This window comes from Paenibacillus terrae, from assembly GCF_000943545.1.
GTDB classification, from domain to species: domain Bacteria; phylum Bacillota; class Bacilli; order Paenibacillales; family Paenibacillaceae; genus Paenibacillus; species Paenibacillus terrae_A.
Genome location: NZ_JTHP01000208.1, coordinates 1 through 361 on the forward strand (window position 1 = coordinate 1; position 361 = coordinate 361).

At 40.7% G+C, this 361-nt stretch carries 1 pseudogene; it reads left to right on the forward strand.

Annotated features, from left to right (window positions below):
- Positions 1 to 361: pseudogene (locus QD47_RS33640) on the forward strand (phage terminase large subunit); the annotation flags it as partial.

Consider the following 361-nt stretch of genomic DNA (forward strand, 5'->3'; position numbering starts at 1 on the left):
CAAGCGATGGGCGAGAAAAGTTTCTATAAAGAATTACAAAACGATCCGCGTTCAACCGATGAATACATATTCCAGAATATCATGTATTGGGGCAGGTTGCCTGAGTTTGAGGAGATGGAACTTGCCATGTACATTGATCCAGCGATTAAAGCCGGAAAGAAGAATGACTATTCGGCCATTTCAATTATTGGGCAGCATCGCAAGACCAAGCAAATGTATGTGATTTATGGGGACATTTACAAACTGCTGCCGGATGATTTGTTTCAAGTCGCTATTGAAAAGTTGAAGCTTTACCCTGTAGATAAGCTGGGATTTGAAGTCAATCAGGCACAAAGCTATATGAAGCAAAAGTTTGAAGAAG